The sequence below is a fragment of the Spirosoma agri genome, assembly GCF_010747415.1.
GTDB lineage: Bacteria > Bacteroidota > Bacteroidia > Cytophagales > Spirosomataceae > Spirosoma > Spirosoma agri.
In genome coordinates this window covers 2,875,680-2,889,046 of the sequence record NZ_JAAGNZ010000001.1, presented here as the reverse complement: position 1 = coordinate 2,889,046, position 13,367 = coordinate 2,875,680, and the positions used below count along the sequence as shown (strand labels likewise).

Genomic DNA, 13,367 nt, shown 5'->3' with positions numbered 1-13,367 from the left:
CGTATTCGGTTAGTTCTGTATACGTTCGAGGGGTTAAATAACCAGCGTGAATTCCATTTCTGGCTGAAACGTTCGACGGCGAAACACTGTTACCTGATTAAACTCGCCATTTTATTGTCCGTGAACCAAGAACAGAAAAGTGCCGATTCGTCGGCCGGCCGGATTTTCGATCTGGCCATTCTACGTCGGCTATACTCGTTTGTTAAGCCTTACCAAAGCCGTTTCTATCTTCTGATTGGTGTTATCTTGCTGTCGGCCTGTCTGGCTCCCTTAGCACCGCTACTGATACGCTATACGATCGACAACGTGATTTCGGCGGGTGATTATCAACGCCTGACGCTGATGCTGGTCCTCATGATCGGCGTGCTGGTCGTACAGGCGCTCGTTCAATTTTCCAACACGTACCTTTCCGGTTGGCTGGGGCAATACATCATCCGCGACATTCGGGTACAGCTCTATCGAAAGATTCTTCAGCTACGGCTAAAGTTCTTCGACAATACGCCTATCGGTCGTCTGGTAACCCGTTCAATCTCAGACGTTGAAACACTGGCCGATGTATTCAGTGAGGGCATGGCCGCCATTGCGGGCGATATTCTGCAACTGGTCCTGATTATTGGTGTGATGTTCTATACCGACTGGCGGCTGGCAGCAATCAGCCTGTCGACCATCCCGCTGATGCTGATCAGTACGTACATCTTCAAGGAAAAAATCAAGACTTCCTTCAATGAGGTTCGGACCGCCGTTGCTAACCTGAATTCGTTTGTACAGGAGCACATTACGGGGATGAACATCGTCCAGATTTTCGGCAGCGAAAAAATTGAAGCAGAGAAATTTCGTAGCATCAATGATGAGCATCGGGCGGCAAACATTCGCTCGATTTGGTACTACTCTGTTTATTACCCCGTTGCCGATATTATCTCCGCCGTGGCCGTTGGGCTCGTGGTCTGGTACGGCGCGAAGCAAATCATCAGTGCTGACATCACCTTCGGGACCGTTACGGCTTTTGTCATGTTCATCAACTTGTTTTTTCGTCCGATCCGGATGCTGGCCGACCGCTTCAATACGCTTCAAATGGGAATCGTGAGCACCGACCGGATTATCAAGCTTTTGGACAGCGATGAGTTTACGATCAATAATGGCAACTACGCACCAACCACTATCGACGGCAAGGTTGAATTTGATAACGTCTGGTTTGCCTACAACAATGAAGACTGGGTACTTCGCGACATTTCGTTCCGGGCCAATGCGGGCGAAACCATTGCCTTCGTTGGTGCTACGGGCGCGGGTAAATCGTCAATCATCAACCTGCTGAGTCGGTTCTATGACATCAACAAAGGCGATATTAAAATCGATGGCGTCGACGTTCACGATTACGAACTGGGTCATCTGCGCCGAAACATCGGTGTTGTCTTACAGGATGTTTTTCTCTTCTCGGATACCATCGAAAATAACATTACGCTGGGTGACAAACGCATCAGCCGCGAGAAAATGGTGGAGGCCGCCAAACTGGTGGGTGTTCATGAGTTTATCGAACGGCTGCCGGGTGGCTACGACTATAACGTCATGGAACGGGGCTCTACCCTGTCCGTCGGTCAACGTCAACTGATCTCGTTCGTGCGGGCAATGGTCCAGGACCCAAAAATTATTGTACTCGATGAAGCCACGTCTTCTGTCGATACGGAGACGGAAGAAATGATCCAGAACGCCATCGACAAGCTGATGAAAGGTCGTACGGCCATCGTCATTGCGCACCGATTATCGACGATCCAGAAAGCGCACAATATCATCGTTGTCGACAAAGGACGGATCGTTGAACAGGGCAACCATGAGGAGTTGCTTCAACGCGAAGGTTTTTACGCGAATTTGTACCGCATGCAGTACAAAGAAGTCGTGTAAAGCACGGACAGCGACAAACAGGATGGCCTGACTTATCACTAAAGTCAGGCCATCCCGTTTATAGTAAACGCTATAGTGTTGATTACGACTTTAGTGCTTCCTCTTCTTCATCTAATCCCGCACCCGTTACCCCCTCGGTGATGACCTTGTGCCCGGACACGTTGGGGGTGTCGTTTGTCGGACCGGGGCCGCTGCCATCAAGCGCATACGCGATGGAGTCGGCAAGCTTATCGGGAACAATTTTGGCCGGTTCGTCTGGTTGATCGACCGCTTTCGGATACAAGTCGCCGGCTTGCTGATCAATCACTTCTTCGTCAGCGTTTGGATCATTATCCATAACCGATGGCACTTTGCTGGAACTGCTACCGGTAGAATCAGTTGAATCTTGAGTGAAGTATCGCATGGCTCTCGATGAGTTAATTCCTCTCTATAACCCGCAAACGAGGGCGGCTGTTTTACGATCCCCGCTATTCTTCCAGCAGCTTACTGACCAGTATCTTGTCGATACGGCTCTTGTCCATGTCGATGATCTCAAACCGGTATGCCTGCCAGACGAAGGATTCGCCCGTTTGGGGAATGTCTTTTAAAATATGCAGCGCGAAACCACCGAGGGTATCAAATCCGGTGAGATCCCGACGGGCCTGCGTCGTAATGTTGATGGAAAAGTAGGAGATAAAATCTTCAAACGGCAATTGTGCATCGATCAGGTAGGTGCCATCTTCGCGGGCACGGATCTCATAATCGGAGTGGGAATCGTCGTTGATATCGCCCACCAGCACGTCCAGGATATCATTCAGGGTAACGATGCCCAGCACCCCCCCATATTCATCGACAATCATACCGACGTACTGCTTCCGTTCCCGAAAACGCTCCAGCACCTGATAGGCGCGGTTGTTTTCCGGCACGAACAACGCTTCCCGCTTAATGTCGTTTAGCCGGGTCAGTTCGCTATCCAGGTCATTACCCAGAAAATCCTTCGTGTAGATCAGGCCGACAACATCGTCTACGCTTCCATCGCAAAGCGGAAAAACCGAATGGCGATATTCCAGAATTTTAGCCCGGTTCTCGGCCAGTTCATCGTCCAGATCGAGGTAAACAATCTCCTGACGGTTTGTCATCAGCGATGTAATTTTGCGATCGCCGAGCTGAAAGACATTCTGAACAATCTCCTGTTCAATTTCCTCAATGGCCCCACCCGAGGTGCCCTCCTGAATCAGGCTTTTGATTTCCTCTTCCGTAACGGCACTTTCGTTGGGCTTAATATTCAGTACTTTCAGGAGCAAATCACTTGAAACCGTCAGCAAGGCAATGAACGGTGATGTAATCCGGGACAGCAGCATCATGGGCGCGGCCATTGTTTTGGCGATCCCTTCCGGGTTGGACAACCCAATGCGTTTCGGCACTAATTCGCCAAATACCAGCGAGAGGTAAGTAAGCAGCAACAATACCAGAACAACGGCAATCGAATGCGCGTAGGGACGAATGAGATCAACCTGCGCCACGAAGTTCTGGAAATCGTCGGTCAGTTTATCACCCGAAAAAATACCGAGCAAAATGCCGATCAGCGTGATACCAATCTGTACGGTCGACAGGAACCGGTTCGGTGAATTCGCCAGATCGAGCGCTACCTGCGCCTGACGGTCTCCGTTTTTGGCGGCTGCTTCCAGCTTCGATCTACGGGATGAAACGAGCGCGATTTCAGACATGGAGAACACCCCATTCAGAATCGTCAGCAATAGAATTATAAGGATTTCCACAAAGGGGAATGGTTGGCTTGCGCAAAAATAGTAAACGGAAACTGTTTATAATGGTTAAGTCGTGCAACAGACCGTTGGTTTTTGCTATTTTTACCCTTCCATCTGCATAATGCTTCAATGATTATTTTCATTAACGACCGCCCAATCCGGCTCGTTGGCTCAAAAGCCGCTTCACAACTGACCAACTCGTTAAAACGCGATACGTTCGTAGATTTTGACAAGATTGTCGATGCCCGTCTCGAGGTGTTGAAAGCGGATGTATTGCAGGGTCATCTTCTGGTGCTCAATACAACCCCGGCAACGGTTGAAAAAATTCTGGTTCTCCTTCAGAAAACCAGCACCACACCCCTGCTGTCGATAACGCTGGGATGCATTGACAAAAGCGCCTGCGAAGATGCGATCAAGAAGCCATTCAAGATCATTAAAGCGGCTGGTGGTGTTGTTTTTAAAGGAAACAAAATGCTGTTGATGTTTCGCCGGGGCGTCTGGGATTTGCCTAAAGGTAAGTTGGACGACGGTGAATCGTCGCGTCAGGGAGCGGCTCGCGAGGTTGAGGAAGAAACGGGAGTGCGCCCGTCGGTTGGCGAACGCATCTGCACGACCTGGCACACCTACGCGCTCAATGGAAACCGAATTCTGAAACGCACGAAATGGTATCGGATGGGTGTCGTCGACGATCGGCGCATGGCTCCCCAAGCCGACGAAGGCATTGAGAAGCTGGCCTGGCTCGACCCGAAACAAACGAAGCTGGCCCTAACCAATTCGTTCAGTTCCATTCGCTACGTGATCGATTCCGTGAATCAGGAATTAGACCAGTCGGTTAATAAATAAGCGCGCTGGCTAGACCGGCTGGTTCGTCAGCTTGTACGGCAAAAATTCGTCGACCTGCTTGCCGTAGCGATGCAGGTCGCGAATGATGCTCGAACTGATGGGGGCCAAATGGGGCGATGTGATCAGGAAAACCGTCTCGACCTCTTCGTACACGTAACGGTTCACCTGTGATATGCCGTTTTCGTATTCAAAATCGGTCGTATTCCGCAAGCCCCGCAGCAGAAATGTAGCCCCTTCGCTTCGGGCAACGTTCGCCGTCAGGTCGTCGTAGCTGATAACGCGAACAGCCGGGTACTTTTTGAAGGCTTCTTCAATCAGGGGGATCATCTGGTCAAGCGGAAAATAACGCTCTTTTCGGGCGTTACGACCGATGCCGATAATCACCTCATCGAACAGCCGAAGTCCGCGTAAGACAATGTCTTCGTGTCCTTTAGTGAACGGATCGAAGGAACCCGGAAACAAAGCAATTGTGTTCATAGCAGATGAATGAGTGGTCCAGCGAAAGGTCTTGGTTACTTTGGGGCACAAGTTCGCTTCATTCTGCCAATAAAGAAAGGCCGTACAGACTCAAATATCGATGTTCGAGCAGTTCGTCGAATTCCTCAGTCAGCCTTAGGCCAGCTGGTTTCTGCCCGAAAGTCAGGTTCGGCAGGAACCGATTCAGTTCCGTATAGGCTTCGGCGAACGGCGTAATTTCACCGTACAGAAACACGTTAATGGCTTCCGGATTCAGATTCTGTTCGCTGAATACATACAGTATGTAGTAGACCAGATCCTGCACATTTTTGTACCCGAACCGATTGCTGTACTGCAACTGATGTCCACTGCGGTACAAAACAGAAACAAATTCATCCTCAAAATAAAGCCAGACATTCTGGGGCGTTAGCGACAGCCGATCCAGCTCAGCCGTGGCCTGAATCAATGAACCCATCTGGTGAATAAACGTCGACGGTTGCAGCGGATACGCACCCGAAAAGAAATCGACCAGCTGGTGTTCGAGGTTAAAAATTGACAGGAATCCCTCGCTGTCGTGCGCATAGGACTGCGCAAATTCGTGGGCGGGCAGATCGTTGCCTCGCATGAATGTCAGGTAGCTGCTGGCGTACTCTTTCCGGAAAAGCGGTTTCGGTATCAGCGTAAAAGACGGCGAATTGACACAGATACGAACCTCCTGCCAGGGACCAGCCGACAACACCGGATGATCCCGGAAAACATCCGGCAGCCGATCGGTCAATGGCCGGTCAGTCAGCAGCGACGGGAACGTGTACTCCTCCAGGAAGCACCCCTGGCGACGTGAATCCTGCACCAGAAACCGAAATCGATCATGCCCAACTTCCAGACATAGAATTGATTTATCCGTCTTCTCTGGATCGAACGAGTTAGAACGAATGGTTACGGTTGGCGTTAAGGTCACGGTGGTTTGCACGGATTCTTGGCAACGGCTAATTGGATAACTAAACTAAAAAGACAATCGGAATAGGTGTAGATAATAACGTCACAAGCTCGTAACAGTTCATATCTTTCTTCGATCGATAACAAACTGGCTAACTTATCGGGTCAGTGCATATAGCCGTGCAGCTCAAAGACGTCGTCCAGCGAGTTGCAGTGACGAAACAAAGCGTGAACTTCGTCGGCTGGCAAGGCTTTTATTTCGTCGAACTGCATAAACCGAACGTCGTCAATGAGCTGATTCATAAGGCCCATTTCCGGATCGATCCCCAATCGCAGCAATCCAGTCCTGACCTGAGCGACAAAGAACAACTCAACGGCGTGGAGTGGCTTTGCGATAACTTCATTCACGAACAGAAGGTCACCTACCGATACCGTCAGCCCCGTTTCTTCGGCAAACTCACGAATTAACGCATCAGGCGCCTTTTCGCCAAATTCTACGCCCCCACCCGGCGGACTCCAGAATGTGTTGGCCGGACCAATATTCCGGTGGCGCACCATTAACAGGCGGTCTCCATCCCGACACAGTCCGCAAACCCGCAGTCGCAGGCGGTTTCCGTATAATCGCGATACCTCTTCGTTCGGTGCATCCATCGCCTAAGCAGCCGTGAGGTTTTTGCGCGGTCAGGCAGGTTTACCGACTGCGTTTCATCACATCCATCAACCGGGGACGCGAAGGTAAGGAATTTATAGTGGCGGAAACAGGGTGTATGCGCAGAACGGCCGGTTTCAGGACGAGCGGTCATACGATCATACACCCTGCTTTTTGTGTTAGTACGGACTTCCCGAAATATAGCTTTCGAGCGAATCGATCCGGGTTTTCTGATCGCGGATAATCGCCGTCACCACGTCATTGATCGAAATGATACCACTCAATTCGCCATTGTCCATAACGGGTAAGTGCCGGATGTGGCGGTCCGACATGATGACCATACATTCTTCCAGCGTTTGTTCGGGCTCGATCGTAATCACCTGCGCCGTCATAACCTCGGAAACCCGCGTATCGTCCGAATGACGATCTTTCAGGATAACCTTGCGGGCATAATCCCGTTCGGAGAAAATACCGGTCAGTTTCTCGTCGTCGACAACCAGCACAGCCCCAATGTTTTTCTCGGCCATGAGTTTTAAGGCGCCCAGTACGGTTTCATCGGACGGAACGGAATAAAGGGCGTTAATTGCTTTTCCCTGGAGAATGTGACGTATTTTCATGTGGGTGAAGGAGTTAGTGCTGCGGTGAAGATAACAAAAAAGCCAGAAGGAGGAAATGAATGAGGCTAAAGAAGTAAAAAATAGCAAAAAATAGGACTGTTTAAAGCTTCGTTTAGCTCGAAAATCACCTTTCAATTTTGCCTCTTTTTTCGTAAATTAGATGCATGAATGATACCCAAACGGCTGCGCAGTTGCTGGCCAAACGCTTTCCCTACAAACCGACGAGTGGGCAACAGCAGTTTTTTGAGCAGATTGGTGCGTTCATCGCCCGCGAAGAATTTGAGCACTACCGCGACTGTTTTTTGCTGCGGGGTTACGCCGGAACCGGCAAAACGACCCTCGTCGGCACCCTTATCAAAATACTCCCCCGCTTTGGGTATAAATCGATTCTGCTGGCGCCTACCGGTCGGGCTGCGAAAGTAATGTTCAATTATGCCAAGAAACCGGCCCAGACGATTCACCGCAAAATTTATCGGCAGGTAGCCGAGCCGGGCTCAGGAACGCTGGCGTTTCAGCGGCAGAAAAATTACCACGAAGACACGCTCTTTATCGTCGATGAAGCCTCGATGATATCCGACGAAGCAGACTTTGGCGGTAAGGGGTTGCTCACTGATCTGATCGATTTTGTTTTTGAAAACCCCGGCAATAAACTGATGCTCATCGGCGACACGGCGCAGCTACCCCCCATTGGGCGGGAATTGAGCCCGGCGCTCGATCGTAACTTTCTCTCCAGTGCGTTCGACATGACCGTCTATGAGCAGGAACTCACCGAGGTGATGCGGCAGGAAGAAGAATCGGGCATTCTCTACAATGCGACCAGTCTGCGATTGTTGCTCGACGATCCTCAGCCAACGCCTAAGGCCGTGGGTTTCGATGCGCTGCTGAACGATTCGGGGGGGGCGGATCAGGCCGATTCCCCGGCCATTCAGTTGAATGTTCGGTCATTCAGCGACATTTATAAAATGCCACTTATGAAGCTCGAAGACGGCATCCGGTACGCCTATGATAAATATGGGCGTGAGAATACGGCTATTCTTTGTCGCTCCAATAAAACGGCGGTGCAGTACAACCAGTTCGTCCGGCGCATGATCGACCAGTGCGAAGAAGAACTCGACGCGGGTGACATGCTGATGATTGCCCGGAATAATTATACTATTCTGGATGACGATTCACCGGCTGGATTTCTGGCTAACGGCGAATTTGCCGAAGTGCTGAAGATTCGCAACAAGGAAGAGATGCACGGTTTCCGGTTTGCGACGGTCAATCTGCGGCTGGTCGATTACGAGGAACAGCCTGATTTTGAGGCTAAAATTCTGCTTGACACGCTGCATACGCCCGTACCATCGCTCGCATCGGACCAGCACAAAGCGCTCTATGAAAGCGTTTCAAAGGATTATTTCTACATCAAGAGCAAGAAAGAACGCGCCGAAGCGATTCGGCGCGACCCTTATTTGAATGCGTTGCAGGTAAAGTTTGCCTATGCGCTGACGTGTCATAAAGCACAGGGCGGCCAGTGGAGCGCGGTCTTTATCGATCAGGGATTTCTGCCGGACGGGCAGGTCAACAACGAATTTGTCCGCTGGCTCTACACCGCGCTGACCCGCGCCACCGACGAAGCCTTTCTCATGAATTTCAACGCGCAGTTCTTTGGTTAAAACCCAATGGCCCGAAATTCGGTTTATGTAGTCAGTTTACGGCCTTTTCTGGTGGCTGTAACGTATACACAATAAACGTACGAATTATGTCCATCGAATGGATCATGAGTGCCTGCATTGGCGTTGGACTGGCGGCCTGCTGCGGCTTTCGGGTGTTTGTTCCGTTGCTGATCGCCAGCGTAGCTACCAAGCTAGGCTTCATTGGCACGGTAACGGGCTTCGAATGGCTCAGTGACTGGCCCGCTTTATTTGGGCTGGCCATCGCTACTATCTTTGAAATTGGCGCCTATTACATTCCCTGGCTCGACAATATCCTGGATACCATAGCCACGCCTTTATCCATCATCGCCGGTACGATACTGAGCACATCTTTTTTGCACATCGATAACTCCGTGATCCACTGGGGACTTGGCCTGATGCTGGGTGGCAGTTCTGCCGGGATCGTTCAGGCGGGAACCAGTCTGCTCCGGCTCGGCTCCAGTGCCACAACGGGTGGAGTTGCCAATCCAATCGTTGCGACCGGCGAAAATGCCGCGTCGGTTGGTTTATCGCTCTTCACGATCTTTTTGCCGCTGGTTGCCGTCGTGATCATTGGCGCGGTGCTGATCTTCATTATTGGGCGACTGCTGGCTAAACGAAAAGTTTGGTTCAGCCGGGCTTCTTCCAAACAGGCCGGTAACCCTATTACGCAGATTCCACGGAGTAGCAACGGTCGGGCGTAAGCACCAGAGCGAATTTGTTACCTCGCCACAAAAAATGGGCTACTCCTTCCAGAGCAGCCCATTTTTTGTACACTGTAGTTGAACTGTTCGATTACAGGACTTACAACGTTGCGACGGTCCGACGAACGAAGGCGGTCAGTTCAGCACCGGTCAGCATGTTCTGCGACAGCAAGGCAAGGTCATACACCTGCTTGACCAGCGACTTCTGCGTATCAGCATCCGTCTCTGCCAGAATCTTCCCGATCAGCGCGTGATTGGCGTTTACCACTACATTGTAGCTCACGGGTAAGTTACCATAGAACGACTGCTCACCCGACAGAGCCGACATGTCTTTCATCCGGCGCATAAACTCAGGCATCGTGATGGTAACCGGAAGTTCATCGACGGGCTGCGCTTCAATACTCACGTTCAGCATCTTGTTGTCCAGCACCTGATCAAACACATCTTTCAGCTTGGTTTTATCATCTTCCGACAAGACGCTTTCGTTGTTGAGTCCTTTGTCGATCAGTTTGTCGAGCGTATCGGCATCAACCCGCTGGAAATTCACCTTGTCGAGCTTCTGTTCGAGCGCATTGATAAAGTGTGCATCGATCACGTTATCCATCAGCAGCACATCGTAACCACGCCGACGGGCCGATTCGATGTAAGCATCCTGCTGCTTGCGATCAGTCGTGTACAAGGCTACCAGCGTGTTGTTCTTGTCAGTCTGGTTGGCCTGCACTTTCTCACGGTACTCATCGAGGGTAGCGTATTCGCCCTCCGTGTTTTTGAGCAAGACGAAGTTTTTCGCTTTTTCCCAGAATTTATCGTCACTCAGGATACCGTATTTGATGAACAGACCGATATCGTCGAACTTCTCTTCAAAGCCCTTCCGATCCGAATTGAACAGATCATTCAGTTTATCAGCTACTTTCCGGGTGATGTAGCCGTTGATTTTCTTAACGTTCGAATCCGCTTGCAGGAAGCTACGTGATACGTTGAGCGGAATATCCGGCGAGTCGATCACGCCGTGCAGCATCATCAGGAAGTCAGGAACGACGTCTTTTACCTCATCCGTAATGAATACCTGCCGGCTGTAGAGCTGAATCTTCTCACGCTGAAACCGCAGTTCGTTTTTGACGCGAGGGAAGTACAGAATACCCGTCAGATTAAATGGATAATCGACGTTGAGGTGAATCCAGAATAGCGGCTCCTCACCCATCGGATACAATTCCCGGTAGAATGCCTTGTAATCCTCGTCGGTCAGATCGGAGGGCGATTTTGTCCAGATGGGCGCTGTGTTATTCACAACTTTGCCATCGAACTCAACCGGTATAGGCAGGAAACGGGCGTACTTGTCCAGAATGCTCTGTAGCCGGCCTTTGTTGAGGAACTCTTCCGAATCGGGGGCCACGTGCAGAATAACGTCTGAACCCCGTTCCGTACGTTCGGCGGGTGTCAGTTCAAACTCCGTCGAACCATCACAGATCCAGCGGGCTGCTTCCGCATTATCGCGATAGGATTTGGTGACAATCTCAACTTTTTCGGCAACCATAAAGGCCGAATAGAACCCTAAGCCGAAATGTCCGATAATCTGCCCCTTGTCGTCGGTTTTGTCCTTATATTTTTCCAGAAAATCGGACGCGCCCGAGAACGCAATCTGATTGATATATTTCTTAATTTCGTCGGCGGTCATACCGATCCCGTTGTCGCTGATCGTGATCGTTTTGGCTTCTTCATCGAGCGAAACCGTTACTTTCAAGTCGCCGAGTTCGCCCCCAAATTCGCCGAACGACGCCAGCTGGCGTAATTTCTGCGTAGCATCAACGGCATTCGATACTAATTCACGCAGGAAAATCTCGTGGTCGGAATAGAGAAATTTCTTGATAATCGGGAAGATATTCTCGGTATGGATCGAAATCTGCCCTTTTTCGTTTTGAACGGCTTCCATGTTGTCTTGTTTAATGTACTAAATGAGTTTAACCGGGCGGCTTCAAATCCCGTTCCAATAGCCATCTGGCTGACAGATTGACAGATTTTTGTCCACGCCCTTCCACCTGACTGCAACCTTTTGGGTCAATAAGGAGTCTACTAGGAAAACGACAGCAATGCGAACACTCTTCTTTTTACTACTGGTCGGTGGGTTAAGTTGCCGGAACGAAAAGGCGGCTGATCAGGAGCCCAGCCAGACGGAACCCGCGTTCATTTACGCCAATAATCTGGCTTCGGACGGCTGTGAAGAGTTTGTCCGGCTCGATCACGGGAATCCGTCTACCGATGTGATGTATAAACCAACGGTGACTTCATTACCCATTTTACAGAATGCACTTCGTACTCTTCCAACTGGTACGGGCTCGCTTGAACATCCGGTCATCATTCGCTTCAGGGAGACAGGCAATCAGGTTAGTCTGCAATGCGGCTGGGGAAGTCGCCCGACAATCGGCGAGATCGAGATTTTATCGATCGACAAACGCTGATGCGCTCAATTGAACAGCCGACTACCATTGATTGTTGTTCGGACGTATGACGACACACACCTACACAGACATTACGCTATCGGATCTCACGTTGCTCCGCCAACAATCGAACGCAGTCGTTGTCGATGTGCGGGATGAATGGGAATTCGACGAATTCAATCTGGGCGGCATCAATGTTCCACTCGCTGACATTCGGTCACGTAAAGCAGAACTCGTTCCGTTTGATACGATTATCGTCATTTGCACGAACGGCATTCGCAGTCGGGTGGCAGCAAAAGATTTGTTACGGCAGCCGGAGCTACAAAACAAGACAATCTATCACTTGCACGGCGGTGTTATCGAAGCCGAAGACTGAATTGATATAGGATGTATGATGTAGTCTATATGGTATGAAGTCGTACATACTACATCTTACATAGACGCCAGTCCCTAGGTCATGATCGTGAACCCTGGCTTTGCAGCTAGCTTATCCTGATGAGGCAACTGAATCTGTAGAATATCGTGAACATTGACCCGAATCAGTTTGGCCAGTTGATTGAGTGGCAAATCATTTCGTTCGAGTCCGAAAGGTTCTTCAATCTCTTCACCGATCATTTCCAGACCAACCAGAATATAAGACGTGAGTAACACAGCCGGAATCGTCAGGTAGCCATAAGCCGTAATGATCGTAAACGGCAGTATCCCCACGTAAATCATGATAAACAGCTTGATGAACAAATTGTAAGAGAACGGGATTGGGGTACTCTTAATCCGCTCACAAACACCGCAAACGTCCATCAACGTGGTCAGGCGCTGGTTCAGGTTAATGTGCTGCGATTCAGAGAGCCGCCCTTCCCGGTACAGAATCTCCGTCCGCACCCACAGCTGGTTCGACACGCCAGCGGGTTTATGGTCGAAGTTACTCAGACTGCGTTTTTCGCCCTCTTCAACGATGTCCAGTTCATCTACGCCCGGCACTTCCCGTAAATGATTTTTGAGAGCGAAGGGAAAATTGGAAATGGCCTTGGCATAAAAGGCACGGCTATCGGTGTCGCCCTCCGGTAAAACCGCATTGAAGTAGATCGCGAGGTTCCGACAGTTGTTGACCAGTGTTCCCCATATCTGCCGACCTTCGTAAAAACGATCGTAGGCGGTATTGGTGCGAAAGATCAGCAACAAGCTCAGGAGGATACCCATTGCCTGCAGAAAGGAACTGGGTGTATCCTTTAATCGAAAATCGATAAAATTAAGCTCACCCACCGTCACTAGTGTCGCATACAGGCCAACGAAAACTAACCGACGAAGTAGCGCTATAGCCGTAGGACCCGTATGAAAATGCCAGATTGCCGGTAGCCAGTCCTTTGTTTTATAAATGATCATTCACCAAAAAAGTAACGTGCCTGTGTGTAAACT

General features: G+C 50.3%; 14 protein-coding genes. 6 read left to right on the top strand and 8 right to left on the bottom strand.

Annotation, left to right across the window (positions count from 1 at the left end; all coding sequences use genetic code 11):
• The first annotated feature begins 120 nt into the window (after nucleotides 1–120).
• Nucleotides 121–1,896, top strand: coding sequence for an ABC transporter ATP-binding protein (locus GK091_RS12015; protein WP_164037913.1), 1,776 nt, complete (start codon nucleotides 121–123; stop codon nucleotides 1,894–1,896).
• Nucleotides 1,897–1,978: 82 nt separating this feature from the next.
• Here the strand turns inward: GK091_RS12015 and GK091_RS12010 are convergent, their stop codons facing one another.
• A complete protein-coding gene (locus GK091_RS12010; RefSeq protein WP_164037910.1) occupies nucleotides 1,979–2,299 on the bottom strand; it encodes a hypothetical protein in 321 nt (106 codons plus the stop codon).
• Nucleotides 2,300–2,363: 64 nt separating this feature from the next.
• The gene (locus GK091_RS12005) at nucleotides 2,364–3,653 is read right to left on the bottom strand and encodes a hemolysin family protein (protein ID WP_164037908.1); all 1,290 of its coding nucleotides are present in this window, start codon (nucleotides 3,651–3,653) and stop codon (nucleotides 2,364–2,366) included.
• Nucleotides 3,654–3,770: 117 nt separating this feature from the next.
• Between GK091_RS12005 and GK091_RS12000 the strand changes: the two genes are divergently transcribed.
• Nucleotides 3,771–4,484 carry an NUDIX hydrolase gene (locus GK091_RS12000; protein WP_164037904.1) on the top strand — a complete coding sequence of 238 codons (714 nt, stop codon included), beginning with the start codon at nucleotides 3,771–3,773 and terminating at the stop codon, nucleotides 4,482–4,484.
• Between the two features lie 9 nt (nucleotides 4,485–4,493).
• Here the strand turns inward: GK091_RS12000 and coaD are convergent, their stop codons facing one another.
• From coaD to GK091_RS11980, 4 genes are all read right to left on the bottom strand, one after another.
• Nucleotides 4,494–4,961: a pantetheine-phosphate adenylyltransferase gene (coaD, locus tag GK091_RS11995; protein ID WP_164037901.1), complete on the bottom strand. Its 468-nt coding sequence runs from the start codon at nucleotides 4,959–4,961 to the stop codon at nucleotides 4,494–4,496.
• 58 nt (nucleotides 4,962–5,019) lie between these two features.
• Nucleotides 5,020–5,898 (bottom strand): DUF3822 family protein, encoded by an 879-nt coding sequence (locus GK091_RS11990; protein ID WP_317166296.1) that lies wholly within the window; start codon nucleotides 5,896–5,898, stop codon nucleotides 5,020–5,022.
• Between the two features lie 143 nt (nucleotides 5,899–6,041).
• Complete coding sequence (locus GK091_RS11985; RefSeq protein WP_164037895.1) at nucleotides 6,042–6,527, bottom strand: NUDIX domain-containing protein; 486 nt, start codon at nucleotides 6,525–6,527, stop codon at nucleotides 6,042–6,044.
• A 177-nt stretch (nucleotides 6,528–6,704) separates the two neighbouring features.
• Nucleotides 6,705–7,142 carry a CBS domain-containing protein gene (locus tag GK091_RS11980; RefSeq protein WP_164037892.1) on the bottom strand — a complete coding sequence of 146 codons (438 nt, stop codon included), beginning with the start codon at nucleotides 7,140–7,142 and terminating at the stop codon, nucleotides 6,705–6,707.
• Between the two features lie 164 nt (nucleotides 7,143–7,306).
• On the opposite strand from GK091_RS11980, the gene GK091_RS11975 reads away from it, so the two are divergent.
• Both GK091_RS11975 and GK091_RS11970 read left to right on the top strand, forming a co-directional pair.
• Nucleotides 7,307–8,797 (top strand): ATP-dependent DNA helicase, encoded by a 1,491-nt coding sequence (locus GK091_RS11975; RefSeq protein ID WP_164037889.1) that lies wholly within the window; start codon nucleotides 7,307–7,309, stop codon nucleotides 8,795–8,797.
• 86 nt (nucleotides 8,798–8,883) lie between these two features.
• Complete coding sequence (locus GK091_RS11970; protein ID WP_164037886.1) at nucleotides 8,884–9,519, top strand: DUF4126 domain-containing protein; 636 nt, start codon at nucleotides 8,884–8,886, stop codon at nucleotides 9,517–9,519.
• Between the two features lie 100 nt (nucleotides 9,520–9,619).
• Here the strand turns inward: GK091_RS11970 and htpG are convergent, their stop codons facing one another.
• A complete protein-coding gene (gene htpG / locus GK091_RS11965; RefSeq protein ID WP_164037883.1) occupies nucleotides 9,620–11,449 on the bottom strand; it encodes a molecular chaperone HtpG in 1,830 nt (609 codons plus the stop codon).
• Nucleotides 11,450–11,606: 157 nt separating this feature from the next.
• On the opposite strand from htpG, the gene GK091_RS11960 reads away from it, so the two are divergent.
• A complete protein-coding gene (locus GK091_RS11960) occupies nucleotides 11,607–11,975 on the top strand; it encodes a hypothetical protein (protein ID WP_164037879.1) in 369 nt (122 codons plus the stop codon).
• 46 nt (nucleotides 11,976–12,021) lie between these two features.
• Nucleotides 12,022–12,330: a rhodanese-like domain-containing protein gene (locus GK091_RS11955; protein ID WP_164037876.1), complete on the top strand. Its 309-nt coding sequence runs from the start codon at nucleotides 12,022–12,024 to the stop codon at nucleotides 12,328–12,330.
• A 74-nt stretch (nucleotides 12,331–12,404) separates the two neighbouring features.
• Here the strand turns inward: GK091_RS11955 and GK091_RS11950 are convergent, their stop codons facing one another.
• The gene (locus GK091_RS11950) at nucleotides 12,405–13,334 is read right to left on the bottom strand and encodes a bestrophin family protein (RefSeq protein WP_164037873.1); all 930 of its coding nucleotides are present in this window, start codon (nucleotides 13,332–13,334) and stop codon (nucleotides 12,405–12,407) included.
• Nucleotides 13,335–13,367 lie beyond the last annotated feature (33 nt).

Bases quoted from the DNA above. Each gene is read 5' to 3' on its own strand.
- GK091_RS11980 (WP_164037892.1), bottom strand. From the start codon at position 7,142: ATGAAAATACGTCACATTCTCCAGGGAAAAGCAATTAACGCCCTTTAT.
- GK091_RS11975 (WP_164037889.1), top strand. From the start codon at position 7,307: ATGAATGATACCCAAACGGCTGCGCAGTTGCTGGCCAAACGCTTTCCC.
- GK091_RS11960 (WP_164037879.1), top strand. From the start codon at position 11,607: ATGCGAACACTCTTCTTTTTACTACTGGTCGGTGGGTTAAGTTGCCGG.
- htpG (WP_164037883.1), bottom strand. From the start codon at position 11,449: ATGGAAGCCGTTCAAAACGAAAAAGGGCAGATTTCGATCCATACCGAG.
- GK091_RS11970 (WP_164037886.1), top strand. From the start codon at position 8,884: ATGTCCATCGAATGGATCATGAGTGCCTGCATTGGCGTTGGACTGGCG.
- coaD (WP_164037901.1), bottom strand. From the start codon at position 4,961: ATGAACACAATTGCTTTGTTTCCGGGTTCCTTCGATCCGTTCACTAAA.
- GK091_RS11955 (WP_164037876.1), top strand. From the start codon at position 12,022: ATGACGACACACACCTACACAGACATTACGCTATCGGATCTCACGTTG.
- GK091_RS12000 (WP_164037904.1), top strand. From the start codon at position 3,771: ATGATTATTTTCATTAACGACCGCCCAATCCGGCTCGTTGGCTCAAAA.
- GK091_RS11985 (WP_164037895.1), bottom strand. From the start codon at position 6,527: ATGGATGCACCGAACGAAGAGGTATCGCGATTATACGGAAACCGCCTG.
- GK091_RS11950 (WP_164037873.1), bottom strand. From the start codon at position 13,334: ATGATCATTTATAAAACAAAGGACTGGCTACCGGCAATCTGGCATTTT.
- GK091_RS12010 (WP_164037910.1), bottom strand. From the start codon at position 2,299: ATGCGATACTTCACTCAAGATTCAACTGATTCTACCGGTAGCAGTTCC.